Raw genomic sequence first — 22,235 nt, forward strand, 5'->3', positions numbered from 1 at the left:
ACGGCCTGGATCAGCACATGGTGCAGGTCGGCGGCGAAGGTGACGGCGACGCCGCACATCACGAAGAAGCTGGACAGCGCCGAGGCACCCTCGAAGCCCGGCACCAGCGCGGTGAACGGGTTGGACAGGCCCATCTGCTGGGCCGCTGCCTGGGCTGCGACATGCAGGGCGGACAGCAGCAGCCGGGCGCCGGCACCGAGCAGGGCGCCGGCGATGATGTTGCCGAAGACATGGACCAGGATGGTGACGGCATCGGCCGGGACGGGCAGGGGCACGCCGTCGACCGCCGGCGCCAGGGCCAGCGACACCGCCAGCGCCGCGACCAGCCGGGCGCGCACCGGGATCTGCGCCTCGCCTAGCCCCGGCATCAGCATGAAGGCGGCGCCGAGCCGGCCGAACACCAGCAGGGCGCCATAGACCCAAGGGGTGACCATCCCCGCGAGGGCAAAGCCGTCGATGGTCACGCTACACCACGTCGACGGTGCGCAGCATCGTCCGGCGGGCGATTTCGTTGTGGCTGATCACCGAGGTGGCCGGGCTGATCCGTTCCAGCAGCGAGCGGAGGAAGGGCCGGGCATCCGGGTTGACCAGCACCGCCGGGAACGGGTCGCGCCCGGCATGGGCCTGCAGCTTGCTGCGCAGTTCGGACAGGAAGCCCTGCACCCGGTCGGGCGGCAGGGCGAAGCGACGCTCGTCGCCCTCCGCCGTCACGGCCTGGGCCAGCTCCTGCTCCCAGTCCGACGACATGGTGATGACCGAGAGATAGCCGTCGGCATCGCCCAGCGCCCGGCAGATCTGCCCGGCCAGGCGCATCCGCACATGCTCGACCAGCAGCGGCACGCTGCGGGTCCAGGCCACGGCCTCGGCGATCGCCTCCAGGATCGCCGGCAGGTTGCGGATCGAGACGCGCTCGGCCAGCAGCGACTGCAGCACCCGCACGATCGTCATCATCGGCAGCTGCGCCGGCACCAGCTCCTTCACCAGCTTGGCGTATTCCGGGTCGATGCCGTCGATCAGCCGCTCCGCCGCGCCATAGGTGAGCAGCGCGGCGAAGTTGTCTTTCACCGCCTCGGCGACATGGGTGACGATCACGCCCTCCGGCGACACCACGGTGTAGCCCAGCGCCTCCGCCTCCTCGGCCAGGCCGGCATCGATCCACACTGCCGGCAGGCCGAAGGTCGGGTCCTTGGTCGGCTCGCCTGGCAGCGCCACCGGCCCGATCGGCGCCAGCACCAGCCGGCTGGCCAGCCGCACCTCGCCGCGTGCCATCTCCTCGCCATGGATCAGCAGGCGGTAGGCGGTGTTGCCGAGATCGGCCGAATCCTTGATCCGGATCGACGGCAGGACGAAGCCGTATTCGCCGGCGAAGCGGCCGCGCAGGGTCTTCAGCTTGTCGGCCAGATCGTCGGACAGGCCGACCATCGAGACCAGGGCGACCCCAACCTCCAGCCGGAGGTCGTCGACCCGCAGCAGGCTCTGCACCGTCTGCTCCGCGGTCTTCGGTATATCCGCTGCATCGACCGCGGCCTGTTTGGCGTCCCGGGCCCGGCGCGCCGTCACCCGTGGCATGATCCAGGCCAGGCCGCCGAAGATCACCACCAGCACCAGGAACGGAAAGGCCGGCAGGCCGGGCGCGATGGCCAGCAGCAGCAGGAGGCCGGCGGCGACCAGCAGCGCCTTGGGATAGGCGCCGAGCTGCGACAGCACGATCTGTTCGGTCGAGCCGCGGTTGTTGCCCTTGGAGATGACCAGGCCGGCGGCGAGCGAGACCAGCAGTGCCGGGATCTGGCTGACCAGCCCGTCGCCGACGGTCAGGGTGGCGAAGGTGGTCACCGCCTGGCTGACCGGCATACCGCGCTGCAGCGTGCCGATGACGATGCCGCCGACCAGGTTGATGAAGACGATGATCAGCCCGGCCACGGCATCGCCGCGGACGAATTTCGAGGCGCCGTCCATGGCGCCGTAGAACGAGCTTTCGTCCTCCAGCTCCTGGCGCCGGCGGCGCGCCTCCGTCTCGTCGATCATCCCGGCCGACAGGTCGGCGTCGATCGCCATCTGCTTGCCGGGGATGGCGTCCAGGGTGAAGCGGGCGCCGACCTCGGCGATGCGGGTCGAGCCCTTGGTGATGACGATGTAATTCACCACCACCAGGATGGCGAACAGGATCACCCCGATCACGAAATTCCCCGACATGATGAAGCCGGAAAAGCCCTGGATCACATGACCGGCCGCGCCCCGCCCCTCAGGGCCGTGGGACAGGATCACCCGGGTGGTGGCGACGTTCATCGCCAGCCGCATCAGGGTCACACCCAGCAGGATGGTCGGGAAGGAGGAGAAGTCGCTGGCCCGGCCGATCCACAGCGCCACCATCAGGATCAGGACGGAGATCGAGAAGGAGAAGGCGAGGCTGATGTCGAGCAGCACCACCGGCAGCGGCAGCAGCAGCACCGACAGGATCGCGGCGATGCCCATCGCGAACACGATGTCGCGATGCCGGGCGCCGAAGGCGCCGGCGGCCGTCAGCCGGGCCAGGACGCCGCGGTTCGGCGCGGGCGCAGAAGGATTCATTCGGCGAATCCTTTCGGCAGCAGCGGCTGGGTCGCGACATCGGCCACCAGGCCGCGGGTGAAGGCCATGCCGCCCAGCACCGCCTCGCCCCAGCCGCCGGGCTCGACGCCCGGCGGCGTCGCTTGGTTGCGCCGCCGCATTTCCTCGACGAAGCCGAGATTGTGGTCGATCTGGGCGAGGTAGCGGTCCTGGTAATCCGCCGTCGCCGAATGGTAGCGGCCGATGCCGAGGCGGGGGCCGTACTGCTTCGACAGGTCGCCGAGATAGCCCAGGGCGTAGGCGACATTGGCCTTGGGGTCGAAGGCCGCCTCCAGTGAGGCGAAGGCATCGGGGTGCCAGCGCAGGTTGACCTGCATGCAGCCGACATCGATCGACCGCATGCCGCCGGCCAGGGCCTTGCGCACCCAGTCCACCGCCTCGGCCTTGCTGTCGAAGCGCCTGCCTTCGCCCTCGGCATTCACCGTCCAGGGCCAGATGACGAAGCGGCCATCCTCGATCCGGCGGCCGGATTCGGTCAGGCCTACCGACAGCGCCATCGCCGCCTCGACCCCCGATCCCGGCGCCTGATGCATGATCTCGCGGGCGCAGATGGCGGAATCGGCAGCAGGTCCGGCCGACCCCGGCGTGATCCAGCTGCCGCCGACCGCGCCGGGGGTGGCGAGGGCAGGGGACGCGATCAGGCCGGCGACGGCGACAGCTATCCCTCTTAAAGCCCTTGCTTTTAGAGTCCCCCCTCCCCCTGCGGGAGGGGGGTAGGGGGAGGGGGTTTGTGCCGCTGGTGCTGGAGAATGGCGAAGGAGTTCGATGAAGGAATCGCAGATCCTTATCCATTCGCGCGCAGACGCGCGCAGACCCCTCCCCCTACCCCCCTCCCGCAAGGGGAGTGGGGACTCCGTTTGACTGGGCGGAGTCTCGAACAATGCCATCACAGCCGCACGATGATGTCGGTCATGCGCTCCATCAGCCCGGTCAGCAGCTGGAACATCAGCGGCAGGGCGACCATGACGGTGGCGATGATGGCGACGACCTTGGGCACGAAGGTCAGGGTCATCTCCTGCACCTGGGTCAGGGCCTGGAACAGGGCGATACCCAGGCTGACCACCAGCGCGACGGCCAGGGCCGGGCCGGCCACCAGGATCGAGGTCCACAGCCCGTCGCGCAGCACCTGGATGAGGTCGGTCTCGTTCATGCCCGCCTCACGTCACACAGGCATCCGCATGATCTCGTTGTACGCGGCGATGGCCCGGTCGCGGATGTTGACCACGGTGCGCAGCGTGGTCTCGGCCTCCAGCACCGCGTTGACCGCCTGCTGCGCCGGCACCTCGCCGCGCAGCCCGGCCAGCGAGGCCTGCTCGGCGCCGCGCAGGCTGTCCATGGTCGAGGACGCGGCGTTCTTCAGCACCTCGCCGAAGCTGGCGCCGGCCGGGCCGGCCGGAGCGCTGGACGGCGCGGTGGCGGCAAGGGTCGGGGCCAGGCTGGCGCCGGCGGGCGCGACCGGGTGCAGCAGGAGCGGGGGGACGGCCATGGTCTCTGCCTTCAGCTGCGCAGCATGTCGACGGTGCGGGACAGCATGGCCCGTGCCTGTTCGATCACCGACAGGTTGGCCTGGTAGCTGCGCGAGGCCTCCCGCATGTCGGCCATTTCGATCACGGTGTTGACGTTCGGCATCTTGACGTAGCCGGCGGCGTCGGCGCCCGGGTGCGACGGGTCGTAGGACATCGGGAAGGCGCTGGCATCGGTGCCGACCTTACGAATGTCGACCAGTTCGGCCCCGGCCGTGCGGTCGAGGGTCGAGGCGAAGGTCACGGTCTTGCGGCGATACGGGTCGCCGCCGGGCTGGGCGGCCGTGGTGTCGGCATTGGCGACGTTCTCGGCCACCACGCGCAGCCGCAGGCTCTGCGCCCGCATGCCGGAGGCCCCGACCTTCATCGCCGCGCTCAAAGGATCCATGACTCAGCTCCTGGCCGGTTGGGGCGGCTCATTGCCCAGTGGCGATGCGGAAGAAGCCCATGCTGCGCTGGTAGACGCCGGCGGCGAGGCTGTAGGCGTCGCGGATCTCGCCGGACTGCACCATCTGCTCTTCGAGATTGACCGAGTTGCCGTTCGGGTCGGCGGCCCAGGTGTCGACCGGCCGCGGTGCCAGCGGCCCGCCGGGCCGGGTGCCGGCCAGATGCGCCGGCTGGGTGGCGGCAAGGCCGAGCCGCGACTGCGCCCCGGCCAGCATTTCGGCGAAGGGCGGCAGGTCCTTGGCGCGATAGCCCGGCTGGTCGGCATTGGCGACATTCTGCGCCACCGCCTTCTGCCGCTCGGCCAGATAGGTCATGCGGCTGTCGGCGAGGCCGACGACCCCGATCGCCTTGATGTCCATGCCCGCCGATACCTCGAATTCTAGGTAATTTTCTCTCGGATTTAAAAGGATTTATGTCCGAGCAGAAATCCACTAAAGGATTCATTGGACGACATCAATAAGGATTCAAGGAAAACGCGAGATGGTGGTGCAGACCCGGGCGGCGCGGCTGCTGCGCCGGGCCGCGGCCGAGATCGCCGGCCTGCCCGGCCCGGTGCTGCGCGGCCATGTCGCCGCCGCGGCGGGCATGACGATCGAGGCCGATGGCCTGGGCCATCGCATCGCGCTGGCCGATCGCTGCAGCGTCATCGCCGCCGGCCCCGGCCTGGCGGTGCGCGAGATCCGCTGCGAGGTGGTCGGCTTCCGCGCCGGCCGCACGGTGCTGATGGCGCTGGACGATCCGGCCGGGGTGGCGCCGGGCCATCCGGTCGAGTTACGGCGGGCCGATGCCATGATCAGCCCGTCGCCCGCCTGGCTTGGCCGGGTGGTGAACGGGCTGGGTGAACCGATCGACGGCCGCGGGCCGATCGCTGCCGGCGATGCACCGCGGCTGTTGCGCGGCAAGCCGCCCCTGGCCACGGCGCGGCGACGGCTCGGCCCGCGGGTCGCGACCGGGCTGCGGGCGATCGACGCCTTCACGCCGCTGTGCCGGGGCCAGCGCATGGGCATCTTCGCCGCTGCCGGCGTCGGCAAGTCGACCCTGCTGTCGATGCTGGCGCGGGGGGCGGAGGCCGATGCGATCGTGATCGGGCTGGTCGGCGAGCGCGGGCGCGAGGTGAACGAGTTCATCGAGGATGGCTTGGGGCCGGCGGGGCTGGCCCGCTCCGTCGTCGTGGTCGCGACCTCGGATGAAAGCGCGCTGCTGCGGCGCGACGCGGCACATCTGGCCATGGCGGTGGCGGAGGATCTGCGCGACCGCGGCCTGAACGTGCTGGTCATGATGGATTCGCTGACGCGCTACGCCACCGCGCTGCGCGAGATCGGCCTCTTGGCCGGCGAACCGCCGACGACGCGCGGCTATCCACCCTCGACCTTCGGCGAGCTGCCGCGGCTGCTGGAACGGGCCGGCACCGGTGGCGGCGCCCAGGGCGACATCACCGCGCTGTTCACCGTGCTGGTCGAAGGCGACGACCATGACGAGCCGGTGTCCGACACTGTGCGCGGCATCCTGGACGGCCACATCGTGCTGTCGCGCCGGATCGCCCAGGCCGGCCGCTTCCCGGCGATCGACGTGCTGCGCAGCCTGTCGCGCGCGGTCGACCGGGCCCTGGCACCGGCGGCGCTGGCCCTGGCGAATCGCTCGCGGCAGCTGCTGGCGGTGCATGAGGGCGTGGCGGAGATGATCCGCATCGGCGCCTATGCCGCCGGGTCCGACCCTGACGTCGACGAGGCGATCCGGGTCCTGCCGGCGCTGGACCGTTTCCTCGGCCAGGACCGGCAGGAGCGGACACCGCCGGCGGAGGGCTTCGGCCGCCTCGCCGTCGCGCTGGGACTCGACCCCGCAGGCGAACCGACGGCGGCGGAGGCGCGGTCGCCGGTCTAGTGGAGCAGGGTGGGGCTACAGCGTGAAGTCGCCAGCCGCCAGGGCGATGTGGCCGGTCAGCACGATGTTGAAGTCGGAGATGCCGTCGCCGTTGACGTCGCCGCCGATCACCGTGTCGGAGCCGGAGATGGCGTAGTGCAGTTCGCCGGCATGATGGCCATAGGCCGCCGTGCCGATGAAGTGGAACGCCTGGTCGCCGGTCACCGTGGTATCGGCGTCGATGCCGTGCAGGTCGATGCGGTCGCCCTGGGCGTGGCTGAAATCGTTGATCCGGTCGGCATTGGCACCCGCCGTGCTGTCGCCCAGCGTGGTGAAGGCGAAGCGGTCGCCGCCGCCGCCGCCGGTCAGGCTGTCCTTGCCGGCCCCGCCCTGGAGCATGTCGTCGCCCGCGTTGCCGACCAGGGTGTTGGCCACGGCACTTCCGATCAGCGTGTCGTTCCCGGATCCGCCATAGACGCCTTCGATTCCGGTCAGCACGTCGCCTTCGGCGTTGCCGCCGTGGGCGATGCCTGCCGCCAGGTTCACCGTCATGGCGACCGTGCTCTCGGTGTACAGCACCGTGTCGAAGCCGGCGCCGCCGTCGAGATGGTCGGCGCCGCCACCACCGCGAAGCACGTCATTGCCGCTCCAGCCCCGCAGCGTGTTGGCTCCGCTGTCACCTGTGAGGGTGTCGTTGCCCTGGCTGCCGGAAACGATCTCGATACCGGCCAGCGTGTCGCCCTGCGCCGCACCGCCGCTGCCGATGCCCGTGGCCAGGTTCACCGTCACCCCGACCGTGCTGTCGTAGTAGCTGGCAATGTCGATCCCGGCACCGCCATCGAGATGGTCCGCTCCGGCCCCACCCGTCAGCACATCGGCACCGTCACCGCCCGCCAGGCTGTTGGCGGCCCCGCTGCCGAGCAGGGTGTCGTTGTAGGCCGACCCCAGGAGGTTCTCGATATCCCCGGCGATGGTGTCGCCCTGGGCGTCGCCGCCGGTGCCGCCGCCGCCGATCGCGACGGTCACGCCTGATGTGCTGTAGGTGTAGTCCGCCGTGTCGATGCCGGCGCCGCCGCTGAGGCTGTCCGCCCCGGACCAGCCGACGAGCACATCATTGCCGTCGCCGCCCTGGAGGACGTCGTTGCCGTAATGGCCGTCGAGCCGGTCATCCCCGGCGAGGCCGACCAGCCGATCGTCGCCGTTCCCGCCCCGCAGGTCATTGGCCGCGGCCGATCCGGTCAGCACGTCGTTGAAGGCGGAGCCGATGATGTTCTCGACATCGGCGGCGATGGTGTCGCCCTGGGCATAGCCGCCCGAGCCGGTGCCGCCGATCGTCACCGTCACTCCCGATGTGCCGTAGGTGTAGTCGGCGGTGTCGATGCCGGCGCCGCCGGACAGGCTGTCGGCGCCGGAATAGCCGACCAGCAGGTCGTCGCCCTCGCCGCCGCGCAGGGTGTCGTTACCGTCGAACCCTATCAGGGTGTCGTTGCCGGCACCCCCCTGCAGCGTGTCGTTGCCGGCATCGCCGTCCAGCCGATTGTCGCCGGCCGAGCCGTTGAGCGTGTCGGCATAGATCGAGCCGTCCAGATTCTCGACATCCGTGGCGATGGTGTCGCCCTGGGCGTCGCCGCCGGAGCCGGTGCCGCCGATCGTCGCCGTCACGCCCGAGGTGCTGTCGACATAGCTGACGAGGTCGATGCCGTTGCCGCCGCTGAAGCTGTCGGCACCGGCGCCGCCGAAGAGCCAGTCATTTCCGTCGCCGCCATGGATGGTGTCGTTGCCGTCGAGGCCCCAGATCCAGTTGTCGCCGGCCGAGCCGGTCAGCGCGTCATTGTGGGCCGAGCCTTCGAGATATTCGATATCGGCGGCGATGACGTCGCCCTGGGCGTCGCCGCCGGAGGCCGCGACGCCGAGCGTGACGGTCACCGCGGCGGCGCTGTCGTAGTAGCTGACCCCGTCGATGCCGTTGCCGCCGCTGAGAGCGTCAGCCCCAGCCTCACCGGCGAGCCAGTCATTGCCGTCGCCACCACGCAGGGTGTCGTTGCCCGCGCCGCCATAAAGCGAATTGTCTCCCTGGTTGCCGGTCAGGGTATCGGCCTGGTCGGAGCCCTGAAGCATTTCGATGTCCGCGGCGAGGGTATCGCCGGTGGCGTATCCGCCCGAGGCCGCGCCGCCGAGCGTGACGGTGACGCCGTCGCCGCTGTCGATATAGCTGACACCGTCGATGCCGGCGCCGCCGCTCAGGCTGTCGGCCCCCTGGCCGCCTATCAACCAGTCATTGCCGTCCCCGCCGGATAGCGAGTCGGTGCCGGCATTGCCGTAGAGATAATCGTCGCCGGCGAGGCCCTGTAGCACGTCATTGCCGGAATCGCCGCGGAGCTCGTTGCCGGCCGCGGAACCCGTGATCCGGTCGTCATAGACGCTGCCGTGGATGTTCTCGATGTCGGCGCCGATGAAGTCGCCCTGGGCATCGCCGCCGGTGCCGGTGCCGCCAATCGTGACATTGATGTCGTCGCCGCCGAACAGGCGGTAATAGGTAACGGTGTCGATGCCGTCGCCGCCATGGAAGGTGTCGGCACCGATGCCGCCATCCAGCTGGTCGTCGCCGGCACCGCCATTGAGGGTGTCGTTGCCGTCATTGCCCTGCAGGGTGTTGGCGCCCGCCGACCCGGTCAGGACATCGTTCCCGTAAGTTCCGATGATGTTCTCGACATCGGCGTCGATGATGTCGCCCTGGGCATTGCCGCCGATGCCGGCGCCGCCGCCGATCGTGATCGTGATCCCGTCGTCGTCGAAAAAGTAGTCGGCGGTGTCGATGCCGGCGCCGCCATGCAGGGTGTCGGCGCCGGCAGCACCGGTCAGGTCGTCATTCCCGTCATCCCCGTACAGCGTGTCGTTGCCATTGCCACCATGCAGCGTGTCGCCGCCGGCGCCGCCATGCACGGTGTCGTCGCCATTCTCGCCATACAAGGTGTCGGACCCGTCCTCGCCGAAGACCTGGTCGTTGCCGTCACCGCCAAAAATCGTGTCGACGCCAGCGCCGCCATACAGCTGGTCATTGCCGCCGAGGCCATGGATGGTGTCGTTGCCGGCCGTGCCGTGGATGATGTCGTCACCGTCGGTGCCATTGAAATCGGACATGGATTTTTCCTTTCCGTCGCAGATGACCGCGATGCGCGTCGATCGGCAAGGGCGGGCCGAGGCACTGACTGCGACCTCGGTATCGGCGTTGCCGATCCTGAACCGGATGTGCAGGGTTGGCCCGAATACGGAAGAAAATAAGGCGGAATTCTGTCGAGTTGTGGAAATTCTGCAATCAGTCGGAAGATTTTCAATGGCCGTCGCCCAACAACTGGGCCGTCAGAAAAAGTTAACAAAGATCGACAGTAAAAGTTAACGTGACTTGACTTGTGAGGTCGATGTCTCGGATCGGTGGCTTGGATGCGGCCTTTGAGCCCGACCGAAAGCTAAGAATTTTAACGAAGCGTTTTGAGCAGGAAATTCCCGGATTTTTGAGACATAGCGAGGGAAGTGGCTTCGTCACATGGCGAACTGGCGCCCCACTGTGCGACATCGACCCCACGGATATCGGATAATATCCAGTTCGCGGACCCGGGAGTTTCGAGGGATGCAGAAATCAGGATTTTCGCGGCCACCTAACCTTGCGCTCGTGCAAAGTGTGCCAGGCTGGCCCTGACCACGAGGTGATGAAAGGGCCTGATCACGTTGAGATAGGTGAGACCGAAGGCATTGTGGGAGTGCACGACGGTTGTCGCGATGAGCTGCGGACCGGTTGGAGAATTGCGACGGAGCAGCGATAGTCGGAAGTCCAGGTGTCGATCATCCTCACCCAGCACAATCTCGTCGTCGCTTTCCCATTGCACCGGGAAGAAGTCCACGCGTCCGTTGTCGGCCCTGGACGCTCGGACCTCGCCGGAGGTTTTGACGCCAAAGGGCGTCACCATGGCGTCGCGCACCGCGACCAACGCCTTGATCCACGCGGGCGGATCGCCGACTGTCCGGGTCGCCAGCTCGCGCATAGTGTACTGTTTCGATGAACTCAAATCGATGCTGTAGCTGTCGAGCAGGCTGGCGTTCTCGTACCAGCCTGCAACGATGCTTTCAGGTGGTGGCGTGGTCCGGCGCACCGGCGCTTTGCGTTCTGAACACATGCCGAAAGCTCGATCATGGCAGTATTTGCGACAGCTGGCCGGCCAATAGCAGTGAGGAAGTACATGCCTTGGAACGAAGTCGATCGGCAACAATAAAATGTAGTGTGTGAGCGCTTTACAAGTGATTTGTCCGATGAAGAATACGCTCTGATAGAGCCGTTGCTGCCGCAGCCCAAGCGGCGCGGTCGCCGATTGCCCGAGATCTTGGCCCGAGTGCCGTTCAGCCTCGCTCTGCTTCCCGGCGCCGGCGGATGAAACCGGCGGCGGCCAGCTCGGCGCTCGCCGCCCGGTCCTTCGCCACACGGGCCCGGCGAAGCGCCTCGACCGCCGCGGCGTCGACGATCTCGAATTTCTCGGTTTCGCGATGATGCAGCCGGGCCTGGTTGCGCAGCCGCGTCAGATCGGCCTGCAGCAGCCGGCGTTCCGCCAGCCGCATCGCCTGGCGCGCGCGCAGCCCGGCGAGATAGGCGGGCATCTGGCGCAGCCCGTGCTCGTCGGCCAGCGTGAATTGCCGCTGCATCTCGGCCGTGTCGGCCCGGTCCTGCCGATCGAGCTCGTCCAGCCGCCGCCCGACCACGCCAGCGGCCCGCAGCACGTCGTCGAGGCGCTGCTGTTCGCGCCGGGCGAGGAGGCGGGCGACACCCATCGGCTTTAATCCATCTTGACCGGGCCCATCATGCGGCGGTGAAGATTAAATCCAGGTTTCGTCCGGCGCCGACGTGCTGGGGGCCGGAACCGCTTCCGGCGCTGAACGTTGGCGCTGGAGGGGGGCGCAAAGACCGCCATCCGGACCCGGGCGCATTCCGGGCCGTTCCGCAACAGGCCGTGCAGGCCGATCCGGTTTTCGGGGTGGAGACGTTAAAACATGGCTCAGAACAATCTCTGCGATATCTGCCAGGTCCGGCCCGCCAAGGTCCGCGTCACCGTGCTGCAGAACGGCCAGCGCCGGCAGCTCGATGTCTGCGATTTCCACTACACCCAGCTGACCCGGCACCAGCGCTACATCTCGCCGCTGGAGGCGCTGGTCCGCGGTGGAGGACTGGACGATGTGCCCGGGCAAAGCGGCGGCCCGGCCGGTCCGCGCGGCCCGCAACGTCCCGAGCGCGAGGCGCTCAATATGCAGCAGCATTTCAGCGAGACCTCGAAGGAACTGCTGCAGCGCGCGGCGGAGCGGGCGGTCCAGACCGGCAAGCGCGAGGTCGACACCGAGCACCTGCTGTACGAGCTGTCGGTCAGCGACGTGGTGCAGGCGATCCTGCGGCGGTTCAAGATCTCGCCTGACGAGTTGCGCAGCTATATCGACCAGAACGCCCCGCGCGGCGAGCCCGGCACGATCGGGCCGCGCACCGAGATTGGCGTGTCGCCGCGGATGAAGGCGGCGCTGGATCAGGCCTTCCTGGTCTCGCGCGAACTCGGTCACAATTATGTCGGGCCGGAGCACCTGCTGCTCGGCCTCGCCGCGGTGCCGGAAAGCTTCGCCGGCAACCTGCTGCGCAAATACGGGCTGACGGCACAGGCGCTGCGGCAGCAGACCGTGCGGACCGTCGGGCCGGGGGCGGAGGAGGGGCCGGTCGAGGTGCCGTCCAACACGCCGCAGCTCGACAAATACAGCCGCGACCTGACCAAGCTGGCGCGTGAGGGCAAGCTCGACCCCGTGATCGGCCGGTCGAAGGAGGTCGAGACCACGATCGAGATCCTGGCCCGGCGCAAGAAGAACAACCCGGTGCTGATCGGCGAGCCCGGCGTCGGCAAGACCGCGATCGTCGAGGGGCTGGCGCAGCGCATCGTCAATGGCGAGGTGCCGGACACGCTGCGCGACAAGCGGCTGATCGAGCTTAACATCAACAGCCTAGTCGCCGGCTCGAAGTTCCGCGGCGAGTTCGAGGAACGGGTGAAGCAGGTGATGGACGAGATCGCCGAACGCCGCGAGGAACTGCTGCTGTTCATCGACGAGGTCCACACCATCGTCGGCGCCGGGCAGGGCGGCGGCGAGGGCGGGCTGGATGTCGCCAATGTGTTCAAGCCGGCGATGGCGCGCGGTGAGATGAACCTGATCGGCGCCACAACGCTGAACGAATACCAGAAATACATCGAGAAGGACGCGGCGCTGGAACGGCGGTTCCAGCCGGTTCTGGTGTCCGAGCCGACGGTGGAGCAGACGGTCAACATCCTGCGCGGCCTGCGCGACCGGCTGGAAGGCCACCACAAGGTGACGATCCAGGACCAGGCCTTCGTCGCCGCGGCGGAGCTGTCGGACCGCTACATCTCCGGCCGCTTCCTGCCGGACAAGGCGATCGACCTGATCGACCAGGCGGCGGCGCGGGTCCATCTCTCCACCACCTCGCGCCCGGCCGATATCCAGGAGCTGGAGGCGGAGGTGGCGCAGCTGAAGCGCGAACAGGCCTATGCCAGCTCACGCAAGCAATACGAACGGACCAAGGCGTTCGAGGAACAGGTGGCCGAGAAGGAGAAATCGCTGGCCGACCTGACCGACGAATGGAAGCACCGGATCGGGTCGAGCACGGCGGAGGTGACGGTCGAGCATATCGCCGAGATCGTGTCGAAGCTGACCGGCATCCCGGTGACCGAGCTGACGGCGGAGGAGAAGGCCAAGCTGCTGCAGATGGAGGAGCGGTTGCACCAGCGCGTGATCGGGCAGGAGGAGGCGATCCGCGCGGTCAGTGACGCGGTCCGCCTGGCCCGGGCCGGGCTGCAGCAGGGCCATCGGCCGATCGCCAACTTCCTGTTCCTCGGCCCCACCGGCGTCGGCAAGACCGAGCTGGCCAAGGCACTGGCCGAGGTGGTGTTCGGCGACGAGAACGCGATCATCCGCGTCGACATGAGCGAGTATATGGAGCGCCACGCCGTGTCCCGGCTGATCGGCGCCCCGCCGGGCTATGTCGGCTATGACGAAGGCGGCCAGCTGACCGAAAAGGTGCGGCGGCGGCCCTACAGCGTGATCCTGCTCGATGAGATCGAGAAGGCGCATGCCGATGTCTACAACGTGCTACTGCAAGTGTTCGACGATGGCCGGCTGACCGACGGCAAGGGCCGGGTGGTGGATTTCAGCAACACGCTGATCATCGCCACCTCGAACCTCGCCTCCGACGTCATCATGGGGCGGCAATCCGCGATCGGCTTCAACGCGTCGACCACGAACGGGATCAGGGGCGACGTCCTGGGCGTGCTGCGCCAGCACTTCCGCCCGGAATTCCTGAACCGGATCGATGAGATCATCATCTTCCACGGGCTGACCGCGGACCAGATCAAGCAGATCGTCCGGCTGCAGCTCGCCGGCCTGGTCAAGACGGCCCGAGGGCAGGATATCGACCTGGTGGCCGACGAATCGCTGGTCGAGCATCTGGCGGCGGAGGGCTACCAGCCGGATTACGGCGCCCGCGAGTTGCGGCGGCAGATCCGGCAGCTGGTGGAGACCAAGCTGGCCAAGGCGATGCTCAACGGCGATGTGAAGGAGGGCGACCGCGCCGTCTTCCGCTTCGACAAGGCCAAGGGCGAGGTCACCGTCGCGGTCGAGGCGCCGAAGCCGGCCAAGGCCGCCAAAGCCCCCAAGAGCGCCAAAGCCAAGGCCGCGAACGGCAAGGCGGCTCCGGCCAAGCGGCCGCCAGCGGTCAAGGATGACGCGCCGGCCAAGGCGAAGCCGACCGCAAAGGCAAAACCAGCGGCCAAAGCGAAGCCGGTGGTCAAGGCGAAGCCAGGGGGCAAACCAAAGCCGGCGGCGAAGGGCAGGCCGACGGCGCGCAGCCGGGGCTGATTTCAGGGAAAACTGCCCGGATTTTGAGCAGGCGCGGGGTCGCAAGCGGGGCGAACCCGCGCCTGCCTCAAGTGACGCATGCGTGCAGCCGGCCCTCGATCGCAACTTCCCGCTGGCGCTTGCGCGCCCAGCCGCCGATAACAGCCGCTCGATTTGGTCCGAGGATTGGATACATGATCGCGCGCGTCATTGCCGTCGAGCCGTTCGACATCGTCGTGTTCGGTGCGACGGGAGACCTGTCCCAGCGGAAACTGCTGCCGGCGCTCTATGAGCGCGACAAGGCCGGGCAGGTGCCGCCGGAGGCCAGGATCATCGGCACGTCCCGCCGCCCGCTGTCCGACGATGAGTTCCGGGACTTCGCCCGCAAGGCGATCCTCGAGCACATCCCGGCGGCGGAGAAGAGCGGCACGGTGCTGGATGATTTCCTGGGCCGGCTGTCCTATGTCCCGGTCGATGCCATGGCCAAGAAGGGCTGGGCCGACCTGGGCAAGGCGCTGAAGGACGGCGCCGAGCGCATCCGCATTTTCTACCTCGCGACCTCGCCCGACCTGTTCGGCGAGATCTGCGGCCAGCTGGGCCAGCACGGGCTGGTGACCGAGCGGTCGCGGGTCGTGGTCGAGAAGCCGATCGGCAAGGATCTCGAATCCGCCCGCGAGCTGAACGACGCGATCGGCAAGGTCTTCCCGGAAGAGGCGACCTACCGGATCGACCACTATCTCGGCAAGGAGACGGTGCAGAACCTGATGGCGCTGCGCTTCGCCAACGCCCTGTTCGAGCCGCTGTGGAATTCCTCGCACATCGACCATGTCCAGATCACCGTGGCCGAGAGCCTCGGGGTCGAAGGCCGTGCCGGCTATTACGACGGCGCCGGCGCGCTGCGCGATATGGTGCAGAACCACATCCTGCAGCTGCTCTGCCTCGTCGCCATGGAGCCGCCGACCTCGATGGAGGCCGCGTCGCTGAGCGACGAGAAGCTGAAGGTGCTGAAGTCGCTGAAGCCGATCACGGACGGCACGGTGAACACCGCCACGGTGCGCGGCCAGTACCGGGCCGGCGCGTCCTCCGGCGGTGCGGTGCCGGGCTATCTCGACGAGCTGGGCAACACCACCAGCCACACCGAGACCTTCGTCGCCCTGAAGGCGCAGATCGACAACTGGCGCTGGGCCAACGTGCCGTTCTACCTGCGCACCGGCAAGCGCCTGGCGGCGCGGATGTCGGAGATCGTGGTCACCTTCCGCGCCATCCCGCATTCGGTGTTCGACGGGTCGGCCGGCCCGATCTCGCAGAACCACCTGGTGATCCGGCTGCAGCCCGACGAAGGCGTCAAGCTGTGGCTGATGATCAAGGATCCGGGGCCGGGCGGCATGCGGCTGCAGCATGTGCCGCTGGACATGAGCTTCGCCGAGGCCTTCAACGTCCGGAACCCGGACGCTTATGAGCGGCTGGTGATGGATGTCGTCCGCGGCAACCAGAGCCTGTTCATGCGGCGCGATGTGGTCGAACAGGCCTGGGCCTGGGCCGACCCGATCATCGAGGCGTGGAAGGCATCCAAGGAGCCGCCGAAGCCCTATACTGCCGGCACCTGGGGTCCCTCCGCCGCGATCGCCCTGATCGAGCGCGACGGCCGGACCTGGCACGAGGACGAAGACTGAGGAGCGAGCCGATGCCGATCGCCCGCCACGACTTCCCGACCCCCGAGACCCTGGCGGCCGGCCTTGCCGATCACATCGCCGCGGCGCTGACCGCGCGCCTGGCCCGGTCCGACCGGGCCGCGCTCGCTTTGTCCGGCGGGCGCACCCCGACCCGGATGTTCGAGGCGCTGTCGCGGAAGCCGCTGGATTGGGCCCGGATCGACATCACCCTGATCGACGAGCGCTGGGTGGGCGAGGAGTCCGACCGGTCCAACGCCGCGCTGCTGCGCACCCATCTGCTGCAGGGCCCCGCCGCGGCGGCGAACTTCGTGCCGCTGCACATCGATACGCCGACGCCCGAGGACGGGCTGGCGCAGGTGACCGCGAGCATCGCTGCCCTGCCGCTGCCCTTCGCCGTGGTGGTGCTGGGCATGGGCGATGACGGCCACACCGCGTCGTTCTTCCCGGGCGGCGACCGGCTGGCCCAGGCCCTGGCGCCGTCCGACGGGCAGCTGCTCGAAACCATTCGCGCCCCCGCCGCCGGCGAGCCGCGGATCACGCTGACCCTGCCGGTTCTGCTGGCGGCGGACGCGCTGTGCCTCCATATCGAAGGGGCGGGCAAGCAGCGCGTGCTCGAGGCGGCGCTGGTCTCCGGCCCGGCCGAGGCGATGCCGATCCGTGCCGTGCTGACCCGGTCGACGCGGCCGGTCGAGATCTTCTGGTGCCCGTGACCATCGGCTTCAGAAGCTGATAGTCAACTATAAGAATCTGCCATAACCTGTTGATCGTTATGAGATCGGGCTGAAGATCCTTCGTTTGGCCCGGTCCGGTGGCGAGACCGTCCAGCCAAGGAGCCAGCCCGATGGTGCAAGCCCGCATTGCCGAGGTGACCGAGCGGATCGCGCGGCGCAGCTATGAAGCCCGCGCCGCCTATCTCGACCGCATTGCCAAGGCGGCCGAGTCCGGCCCGACCCGGCGGCGGCTGGGCTGCGCCAACTTCGCCCATGGCTTCGCCGCCTGCGGCATCGACAAGGGCGCGCTGCGCGACGGCGAGGGGCCGAATCTCGGCATCGTCACCTCCTACAACGACATGCTGTCGGCGCATCAGCCGTTCGAGCGCTATCCCGAGCTGATCCGGGCGGCGGCGCGCGCGGTCGGCGGTACCGCCCAGGTGGCCGGCGGCGTGCCGGCGATGTGCGACGGCGTCACCCAGGGCGAGGCGGGGATGGAGCTGTCGCTGTTCTCGCGCGACGTCATCGCGCTGTCGACCGCGGTCGCCCTGTCGCACCAGATGTTCGATGCCGCGGTGTTCCTCGGCGTCTGCGACAAGATCGTGCCGGGCCTGGTGATCGGGGCGCTGTCCTTCGGCCACCTGCCGGCGGTGTTCATCCCGGCCGGGCCGATGCCGTCCGGCCTGCCGAACGACGACAAGGCCAAGGCCCGCCAGCTCTATGCCGAGGGCAAGGTCGGCCGCGAGGCGCTGCTGGAGGCCGAGGCCCAGTCCTATCACGGGCCTGGCACCTGCACCTTCTACGGCACCGCCAACACCAACCAGATGCTGATGGAGATCATGGGCCTGCACCTGCCGGGCTCGTCCTTCATCAACCCGAACACGCCGCTGCGCGACGCCCTGACGATCGAGGCGGCGAAGCGTGCTTTGGCGATCACCGCGCTGGGCAACGAATTCATCCCGGTCGGCCGGCTGATGGATGAGCGGGCGGTGGTCAACGGCGTGGTCGGGCTGCACGCCACCGGCGGGTCGACCAACCACACCATCCATTTGATCGCCATGGCCGCCGCCGCCGGCATCGCCCTGACCTGGGACGATTTCGCCGACCTGGCCGAGGTCACGCCACTGCTGTGTCGCGTCTATCCGAACGGCAAGGCCGATGTGAATCATTTCCACGCCGCCGGCGGTACCGGCTTCCTGATCCGCGAGCTGATCGGCGCCGGGCTGCTGCATGGCGACGCCGCCACGATCTGGGGCGGCACCCTCGATGGCTACACCGTCGAACCCGGCCTGGGCGAAGACGGCGCCGTGGTCTGGCGTGAGGCGGCGGCGACCAGCGGCGACATCGCGGTGCTGCGTGGCGCGGCGGAGCCGTTCCAGGCCACCGGCGGCCTGCGCGTGCTGGACGGCGATCTCGGCCGGGCCGTGATCAAGACCTCCGCCGTGGCGGCGGAGCGCCATGTGATCGAGGCGCCAGCGAAGATTTTCCATTCGCAGGAGGAACTGCAGGCGGCGTTCCGCGCCGGCACGCTGGATCAGGACTTCATCGCCGTGGTCCGGTTCCAGGGGCCGAAGGCCAACGGCATGCCGGAGCTGCACAAGCTGATGCCGCCGCTCGGCGCGCTGCAGGATCGTGGCCACAAGGTGGCGCTGGTCACCGACGGCCGCCTGTCCGGCGCCTCCGGCAAGGTGCCGGCCGCCATCCATGTCACGCCCGAGGCCTCGGTCGGCGGCCCGATCGCCAAGCTGCGTGACGGCGACATCCTGCGCCTGGATGCGGTGACCGGCCGGCTGGAGATCCGCGACATCGACGCCGAGGAATGGGCGGCGCGCGAGGATGCGACCATGGACCTGGCGCCGTCGCATGTCGGGGTGGGCCGCGAACTGTTCGCCGCCTTCCGCAACGCCGCCGGCCGGGCCGATGCGGGGGCGTCGATCTTTTAAGAGGCCGATTGTAACTGCGCTGGTGTGAGTCGGCTGGCGGTGGCTTCGAGACCCGGCGCGCAGCGGACGTTTGGGGCCGTGAGTACCGGAAGCGGAGAAGCCGCCGTCAGACGGCCGCACCAGTAGCAGTTACAATCGGCCTCACACGATCCCGAGGACGTGGATCAGGGCGAGGCTGATGACGCCGAGCAACAGCAGCGAGAGCGTGACCGCCGCCGTCACCCGCGGGCCGGCCTTGGCCACGCTGCGCAGGTCGGTGCTGAGGCCGAGCGCCGCCATCGACAGCACGGTCAGCCAGGTCGCCGCCGCCGCGGTGGGGGCGAGGGCCATCTGCGGGATCAGCCCGAACGAGCGCAGCACGGCGAGCAGCAGGAAGCCGTCGATGAACCAGGGCACCAGCTGTGCCACGGCATCCGCTTCGCCGCCGGGTGGTCCGCCTTCGACATGGCCTCATCGCGGCGACGGGTCACCAGGGTGAGCACCAGGATCACCGGCCCGAGCATCAGCACGCGCATCAGCTTGACCAGGGTGCCGAGCTGCACCGCGATCGCGCCGACCGGCGCCGTGGCGGCCAGCACCTGCGGCACGGCGTAGACGGTCAGCCCGGCCAGCACGCCGTACTGGACGCCGGTCATATCCAGCAGCGCCGGCAGGAAGGGCAGGCCCAGCACCACCAGCACGCCGAGCACGGCGGTGAAGGCGATCGACGCCGCCACCTCTTCGCCATCCGCGCCGATCACCGGGGCCACCGCGGCGATCGCGGAATTGCCGCAGATCGAGTTGCCGCAGGCCACCAGCACCGCCATGCGATGGGGCAGGCCGAGGCCGCGCCCCAGCCCGTAGCTGGCGCCAATCGCGACGATGACGACGCCGACGATGCCAAGCAGCAGGGCCGGGCCGGCGGTCATGACCGTACCCACGCTGACCGAGGCGCCGAGCAGCACGACCGCGACCTCCAGCAGCGTCTTGGCGCTGAAAGTGATGCCCGCCCGCCAGCGCTGGCTCGGCGTCCAGACCGTGCGCACCACCGTGCCGACCAGGATGGCCAGGACCAGGGCCTCCAGCCAGGCGCGGCCGAAGAGCCCGGCCTCCAGCCGCTCCAGCACCACCGCGACCGCCGTGACCGCACCGCACAGGACGAGGCCGGGGAGCAGCCGGGCGATGGTGCTCGGGACCGATCCCATGGCCGCCGTCAGACGGTGGGCCGCCGGGAAGGTGGCTGGCAGCTGGGGGCGGAGGGGATCGACAATTGCCATGGCAGACTCGGGGTTCAAAGGCTGCCTGCAAGATGATCCGAGGCGATCAATCAATCCAACGCATTCAATTTCTCATATCGATCGACTTTGTCGATTGGTTTGTACATTCAGCCTGTCGCGGAAGCTGTGGCGACCGGGTGAGGGCGGCCCGTATGATCCGGAAAGCTCCTCGACCACAGCGGTGATGTCGTGAAGATCCTCGCCATTTCCGGCAGCCTGCGCGCCGGCTCGTCCAACACCGGGCTGCTGCATGCCATGGCGGTGCTGGCGCCCGAAGGGGTCGAGGTTGTGGTCTATGGCGGCCTGGCCGACCTGCCGCATTTCAATCCGGACCTCGACTCCGACGCCATCGCTGCGGTGGTGGATTTCCGGTCTCGGCTGGCCGCGGCGGACGGCGTGCTGATCTCCAGCCCCGAATATGCCCATGGCGTCGCCGGGGTGATGAAGAACGCGCTCGACTGGGTGGTGGCGAGCGGCGAGTTCGTCGACAAGCCAGTGGCGCTGATCAACGCCTCGCCGCGCGCCCATCATGCCCAGGAAGCGCTGACCGAGACCCTGGTGGTGATGACGGCCCGGATGGTGCCGGAGGCGTCGATCGCTTTGCCGCTGCTCGGCCGCAAGCTGCCGGAGGGTGGAATGCTGGCCGATGCCGAGATCGCCGACGCCCTGCGCGGCGCGATCGAGTCGTTCGCCCGGGCGGTCGCGGCAGGGCCGGACACGGGCTAGACCCAGGCGCCGGGCCGGTCCCGCAGGCGCCACAAATTCGCCGTGCTGGCTGCCGATCACGTCCCCCGCCGGCCATTGCGGAGCCGGCTGCGACGGGGAGAACACCACGCCATGCCTGTTTCCATCACGCGCCGGGCGGCGCTCGTCGCCTCGGCCCTGGCCGTGCCATTGCTGTCATCCGCCCCGGGATGGGCAGCCCGGGCGGATGACGCCGCCACCCGGCTGGCCGAGCTGGAGACCCACAGCGGCGGCCGGCTCGGCGTCGCTGTCCTCGACACGGCGACCGGCCGACGGATCGGCCATCGTGCGGACGAACGCTTCGCGCTGTGCAGCACCTTCAAGGCGCTGGCGGTGGCGTTCGTCCTGGCCCGGGTCGACCGCGGCGAGGAGCGGCTGGACCGCCACGTCACCTTCACCGAGCGCGACCTGGTCTCGCCGTTCAAGGCGACGAAGCCGCATGTCGGTCCCGAGGGCATGACGATCGGGGAGCTGTGCGAGGCGGCGATCACGGTCAGCGACAGCACCGCGGCCAATCTGCTGCTGGCCAGCTTCGGCGGTCCCGCTGCGCTGACGGCCTATCTGCGGTCGCTGGGCGACCCGATCACGCGGCTCGACCGCAGGGAGCTGGACCTGAACGTCGTCCCGCCCGGGGATGTGCGCGACACCACCTCGCCCGCGGCCATGGCGGACACGATGCAGCGGCTCGTCCTGGGGGACGCCCTGTCCGAGACGTCACGGGCGCGGCTGGCCGGCTGGCTGGTCGCGGCCACGGATGCCGCCGAAAACCGCCTGCGTATCGGTTTTCCCAAGGGATGGCGCGTCGGCAACAAGCCGGGCACCTGGGTGCCGGGAGCGACCAACGACGTCGCGGTGGCGTGGCCGCCCGACCGCGGCCCGATCGTGGTCAGCGCCTATCTCGCCGGCGCGTCGACGCCGGTTCCGGCGCAAGAGGCCGTGCTGGCCGAGGTCGCCCGCATCGTCACGGCGTGGATCTGAGTTCGGTCTGCGGTGACGGTCTGTTCGTCACCGCTCTTCGCGCGTGTGCCACAAGCGTAGGATATAGAGCGCGGCGTGCGCGATTTCGTAGCGGATCTCATAGTGGCCGACGATGATCCGGCGGACCTCTCTCGGTGCGAATTCGTCGAGCTTGTTGCCCAGACGGGGCTGCTGCTGGAGTTGGCCAGCGGCGCGTGTCAGCGCACGCACCGTTTCAGCGGCCGCCCGTGCATTCACGGCGGCCAGGAACTCGTGCAGCCGGACGAGGTCGGAGGATGCCTTTCCGGTCCAGCTCAGCCGCATCACTGCGGCGGCGGCAGCGGTTGGTCGCTCTCCAGGCTGTCGGCCCAGGCCTGGACAGCCTGATGGTCGATCAGGCGGCCGGCATCCACATCGGCCAGACCCTCGATGGTCAGTCGCCGGCGTTCTTCTTCCTGTTCGACCCAGGCACTCAGCGCCTGCTTCATGATCCAGCCGCGTGACCGATCCAGCCGGGCCGCGAGTTCGTACACCTTGTCAGCCAGAGGAAGTGGGACGTGGGCCGTCAGCACCTTGGTTTCCATGGGCAGGC

The 22,235-nt window shown here is 68.8% G+C and carries 22 protein-coding genes; 8 read left to right on the forward strand and 14 right to left on the reverse strand.

What is annotated here, in order from left to right:
* The 7 genes from AC3XYG_RS30800 to AC3XYG_RS30830 all read right to left on the reverse strand — a co-directional run.
* Positions 1-464: flagellar biosynthetic protein FliR (locus tag AC3XYG_RS30800; protein WP_489143699.1), on the reverse strand; the 464-nt coding region annotated here is incomplete at its 3' end.
* A gap of 1 nt (position 465) precedes the next feature.
* Positions 466-2,568, reverse strand: a complete 2,103-nt coding sequence (gene flhA / locus AC3XYG_RS30805; protein WP_489143700.1) for a flagellar biosynthesis protein FlhA — start codon at positions 2,566-2,568, stop codon at positions 466-468.
* The gene (locus AC3XYG_RS30810; protein ID WP_489143701.1) at positions 2,565-3,140 is read right to left on the reverse strand and encodes a lysozyme family protein; all 576 of its coding nucleotides are present in this window, start codon (positions 3,138-3,140) and stop codon (positions 2,565-2,567) included. The genes flhA and AC3XYG_RS30810 overlap by 4 nt, the downstream gene beginning before the upstream one ends.
* A gap of 353 nt (positions 3,141-3,493) precedes the next feature.
* Positions 3,494-3,757: a flagellar biosynthetic protein FliQ gene (locus AC3XYG_RS30815; protein ID WP_489143702.1), complete on the reverse strand. Its 264-nt coding sequence runs from the start codon at positions 3,755-3,757 to the stop codon at positions 3,494-3,496.
* A gap of 12 nt (positions 3,758-3,769) precedes the next feature.
* Positions 3,770-4,093, reverse strand: coding sequence for a flagellar hook-basal body complex protein FliE (fliE, locus tag AC3XYG_RS30820; RefSeq protein WP_489143703.1), 324 nt, complete (start codon positions 4,091-4,093; stop codon positions 3,770-3,772).
* An 11-nt stretch (positions 4,094-4,104) separates the two neighbouring features.
* Positions 4,105-4,518: a flagellar basal body rod protein FlgC gene (flgC, locus tag AC3XYG_RS30825; RefSeq protein WP_489143704.1), complete on the reverse strand. Its 414-nt coding sequence runs from the start codon at positions 4,516-4,518 to the stop codon at positions 4,105-4,107.
* 28 nt (positions 4,519-4,546) lie between these two features.
* A complete protein-coding gene (locus tag AC3XYG_RS30830; RefSeq protein ID WP_489143705.1) occupies positions 4,547-4,936 on the reverse strand; it encodes a flagellar biosynthesis protein FlgG in 390 nt (129 codons plus the stop codon).
* Between the two features lie 121 nt (positions 4,937-5,057).
* Between AC3XYG_RS30830 and AC3XYG_RS30835 the strand changes: the two genes are divergently transcribed.
* Positions 5,058-6,458 carry a FliI/YscN family ATPase gene (locus AC3XYG_RS30835; RefSeq protein WP_489143706.1) on the forward strand — a complete coding sequence of 467 codons (1,401 nt, stop codon included), beginning with the start codon at positions 5,058-5,060 and terminating at the stop codon, positions 6,456-6,458.
* A 15-nt stretch (positions 6,459-6,473) separates the two neighbouring features.
* On the opposite strand, the gene AC3XYG_RS30840 is transcribed toward AC3XYG_RS30835, so the two are convergent.
* Positions 6,474-9,578 (reverse strand): hypothetical protein, encoded by a 3,105-nt coding sequence (locus tag AC3XYG_RS30840; RefSeq protein WP_489143707.1) that lies wholly within the window; start codon positions 9,576-9,578, stop codon positions 6,474-6,476.
* Between AC3XYG_RS30840 and AC3XYG_RS30845 the strand changes: the two genes are divergently transcribed.
* Positions 9,577-9,834, forward strand: a complete 258-nt coding sequence (locus AC3XYG_RS30845) for a hypothetical protein (protein ID WP_489143708.1) — start codon at positions 9,577-9,579, stop codon at positions 9,832-9,834. The genes AC3XYG_RS30840 and AC3XYG_RS30845 overlap by 2 nt on opposite strands.
* Positions 9,835-10,093: 259 nt before the next feature.
* Here AC3XYG_RS30845 and AC3XYG_RS30850 read toward each other — a convergent pair whose 3' ends face one another.
* Together AC3XYG_RS30850 and AC3XYG_RS30855 are read right to left on the reverse strand one after the other, a co-directional pair.
* Complete coding sequence (locus AC3XYG_RS30850) at positions 10,094-10,609, reverse strand: DUF2867 domain-containing protein (RefSeq protein WP_489143709.1); 516 nt, start codon at positions 10,607-10,609, stop codon at positions 10,094-10,096.
* Between the two features lie 220 nt (positions 10,610-10,829).
* Positions 10,830-11,255, reverse strand: coding sequence for a hypothetical protein (locus AC3XYG_RS30855; protein ID WP_489143710.1), 426 nt, complete (start codon positions 11,253-11,255; stop codon positions 10,830-10,832).
* Positions 11,256-11,474: 219 nt separating this feature from the next.
* Between AC3XYG_RS30855 and AC3XYG_RS30860 the strand changes: the two genes are divergently transcribed.
* From AC3XYG_RS30860 to edd, 4 genes are all read left to right on the forward strand, one after another.
* Complete coding sequence (locus AC3XYG_RS30860; protein ID WP_489143711.1) at positions 11,475-14,381, forward strand: ATP-dependent Clp protease ATP-binding subunit; 2,907 nt, start codon at positions 11,475-11,477, stop codon at positions 14,379-14,381.
* A gap of 173 nt (positions 14,382-14,554) precedes the next feature.
* Positions 14,555-16,033, forward strand: a complete 1,479-nt coding sequence (gene zwf, locus AC3XYG_RS30865) for a glucose-6-phosphate dehydrogenase (protein WP_489143712.1) — start codon at positions 14,555-14,557, stop codon at positions 16,031-16,033.
* Positions 16,034-16,044: 11 nt separating this feature from the next.
* Complete coding sequence (pgl, locus tag AC3XYG_RS30870; RefSeq protein WP_489143713.1) at positions 16,045-16,743, forward strand: 6-phosphogluconolactonase; 699 nt, start codon at positions 16,045-16,047, stop codon at positions 16,741-16,743.
* Positions 16,744-16,874: 131 nt separating this feature from the next.
* Positions 16,875-18,686 carry a phosphogluconate dehydratase gene (edd, locus tag AC3XYG_RS30875; protein ID WP_489143714.1) on the forward strand — a complete coding sequence of 604 codons (1,812 nt, stop codon included), beginning with the start codon at positions 16,875-16,877 and terminating at the stop codon, positions 18,684-18,686.
* 141 nt (positions 18,687-18,827) lie between these two features.
* Here edd and AC3XYG_RS30880 read toward each other — a convergent pair whose 3' ends face one another.
* Both AC3XYG_RS30880 and AC3XYG_RS30885 read right to left on the reverse strand, forming a co-directional pair.
* Positions 18,828-19,094: a putative sulfate exporter family transporter gene (locus AC3XYG_RS30880; protein ID WP_489143715.1), complete on the reverse strand. Its 267-nt coding sequence runs from the start codon at positions 19,092-19,094 to the stop codon at positions 18,828-18,830.
* The gene (locus AC3XYG_RS30885) at positions 19,025-19,870 is read right to left on the reverse strand and encodes a YeiH family protein (protein ID WP_489143716.1); all 846 of its coding nucleotides are present in this window, start codon (positions 19,868-19,870) and stop codon (positions 19,025-19,027) included. Before AC3XYG_RS30885 ends, AC3XYG_RS30880 begins: the two co-directional genes overlap by 70 nt.
* 261 nt (positions 19,871-20,131) lie before the next feature.
* Between AC3XYG_RS30885 and AC3XYG_RS30890 the strand changes: the two genes are divergently transcribed.
* Together AC3XYG_RS30890 and bla are read left to right on the forward strand one after the other, a co-directional pair.
* On the forward strand, positions 20,132-20,668 hold the full coding sequence (locus tag AC3XYG_RS30890) for an NADPH-dependent FMN reductase (protein WP_489143717.1): 537 nt from the start codon (positions 20,132-20,134) through the stop codon (positions 20,666-20,668).
* A gap of 111 nt (positions 20,669-20,779) precedes the next feature.
* Positions 20,780-21,664, forward strand: a complete 885-nt coding sequence (gene bla / locus AC3XYG_RS30895) for a class A beta-lactamase (RefSeq protein WP_489143718.1) — start codon at positions 20,780-20,782, stop codon at positions 21,662-21,664.
* A 27-nt stretch (positions 21,665-21,691) separates the two neighbouring features.
* Here bla and AC3XYG_RS30900 read toward each other — a convergent pair whose 3' ends face one another.
* A complete protein-coding gene (locus tag AC3XYG_RS30900; RefSeq protein ID WP_489143719.1) occupies positions 21,692-21,967 on the reverse strand; it encodes a type II toxin-antitoxin system RelE/ParE family toxin in 276 nt (91 codons plus the stop codon).
* Positions 21,967-22,227, reverse strand: coding sequence for a CopG family ribbon-helix-helix protein (locus tag AC3XYG_RS30905; protein WP_489143720.1), 261 nt, complete (start codon positions 22,225-22,227; stop codon positions 21,967-21,969). Before AC3XYG_RS30905 ends, AC3XYG_RS30900 begins: the two co-directional genes overlap by 1 nt.
* Between the last annotated feature and the right edge of the window lie 8 nt (positions 22,228-22,235).

This window comes from Inquilinus sp., from assembly GCF_057815775.1.

Coding starts and splice junctions, on each gene's coding strand:
- flhA (WP_489143700.1), bottom strand. CDS start 2,568: ATGAATCCTTCTGCGCCCGCGCCGAACCGCGGCGTCCTGGCCCGGCTG.
- AC3XYG_RS30810 (WP_489143701.1), bottom strand. CDS start 3,140: ATGCATCAGGCGCCGGGATCGGGGGTCGAGGCGGCGATGGCGCTGTCG.
- AC3XYG_RS30815 (WP_489143702.1), bottom strand. CDS start 3,757: ATGAACGAGACCGACCTCATCCAGGTGCTGCGCGACGGGCTGTGGACC.
- fliE (WP_489143703.1), bottom strand. CDS start 4,093: ATGGCCGTCCCCCCGCTCCTGCTGCACCCGGTCGCGCCCGCCGGCGCC.
- flgC (WP_489143704.1), bottom strand. CDS start 4,518: ATGGATCCTTTGAGCGCGGCGATGAAGGTCGGGGCCTCCGGCATGCGG.
- AC3XYG_RS30830 (WP_489143705.1), bottom strand. CDS start 4,936: ATGGACATCAAGGCGATCGGGGTCGTCGGCCTCGCCGACAGCCGCATG.
- AC3XYG_RS30835 (WP_489143706.1), top strand. CDS start 5,058: ATGGTGGTGCAGACCCGGGCGGCGCGGCTGCTGCGCCGGGCCGCGGCC.
- AC3XYG_RS30845 (WP_489143708.1), top strand. CDS start 9,577: ATGGATTTTTCCTTTCCGTCGCAGATGACCGCGATGCGCGTCGATCGG.
- AC3XYG_RS30840 (WP_489143707.1), bottom strand. CDS start 9,578: ATGTCCGATTTCAATGGCACCGACGGTGACGACATCATCCACGGCACG.
- AC3XYG_RS30850 (WP_489143709.1), bottom strand. CDS start 10,609: ATGTGTTCAGAACGCAAAGCGCCGGTGCGCCGGACCACGCCACCACCT.
- AC3XYG_RS30855 (WP_489143710.1), bottom strand. CDS start 11,255: ATGGGTGTCGCCCGCCTCCTCGCCCGGCGCGAACAGCAGCGCCTCGAC.
- AC3XYG_RS30860 (WP_489143711.1), top strand. CDS start 11,475: ATGGCTCAGAACAATCTCTGCGATATCTGCCAGGTCCGGCCCGCCAAG.
- zwf (WP_489143712.1), top strand. CDS start 14,555: ATGATCGCGCGCGTCATTGCCGTCGAGCCGTTCGACATCGTCGTGTTC.
- pgl (WP_489143713.1), top strand. CDS start 16,045: ATGCCGATCGCCCGCCACGACTTCCCGACCCCCGAGACCCTGGCGGCC.
- edd (WP_489143714.1), top strand. CDS start 16,875: ATGGTGCAAGCCCGCATTGCCGAGGTGACCGAGCGGATCGCGCGGCGC.
- AC3XYG_RS30885 (WP_489143716.1), bottom strand. CDS start 19,870: ATGGGATCGGTCCCGAGCACCATCGCCCGGCTGCTCCCCGGCCTCGTC.
- bla (WP_489143718.1), top strand. CDS start 20,780: ATGCCTGTTTCCATCACGCGCCGGGCGGCGCTCGTCGCCTCGGCCCTG.
- AC3XYG_RS30900 (WP_489143719.1), bottom strand. CDS start 21,967: ATGCGGCTGAGCTGGACCGGAAAGGCATCCTCCGACCTCGTCCGGCTG.
- AC3XYG_RS30905 (WP_489143720.1), bottom strand. CDS start 22,227: ATGGAAACCAAGGTGCTGACGGCCCACGTCCCACTTCCTCTGGCTGAC.